The sequence below is a fragment of the Sutterella massiliensis genome (genome assembly GCF_016899755.1).
Taxonomy (GTDB): Bacteria; Pseudomonadota; Gammaproteobacteria; order Burkholderiales; family Burkholderiaceae_F; genus Sutterella; species Sutterella massiliensis.
Window position 1 is genome coordinate 1 of record NZ_JACJJC010000331.1, and the last position, 380, is coordinate 380.

Here is a 380-nt window from a genome sequence, read left to right on the forward strand (position 1 = left end):
CAATATGCGGTTGAAGAAGCTGCAGCAGCCGGGATCACCGAAATGATCTTCGTCACCGGACGCACCAAGCGAGCCATCGAAGATCATTTCGACAACCGCCCGGAACTTGAGCGAGAACTCGAGGAAAAGGGAAAGAAGGAACTTCTCGAAACGCTCCGCTCCATCGTTCCGGCCGGTGTTACATGCGTCTACATTCGTCAGCCGCAGCCTCTGGGACTTGGTCATGCCGTTCTGTGTGCTCGACCTGTTGTCGGCAATGAACCTTTTGCCGTCATTCTTGCCGACGACCTGGTCGACGCCGACGTCTCCGTAACCAAACAGCTTGTCGAAGCCCGCGAGCGTGCCGGCGGCGGCAATGTATTGGCCGTGCAGCAGGTCCC

At 57.9% G+C, this 380-nt stretch carries 1 protein-coding gene; it reads left to right on the top strand.

The window, feature by feature from the left end; genetic code table 11:
• Window positions 1-380 (top strand): sugar phosphate nucleotidyltransferase (locus H6A60_RS12795; protein ID WP_275114238.1); only part of this gene is annotated, 380 nt, incomplete at both ends.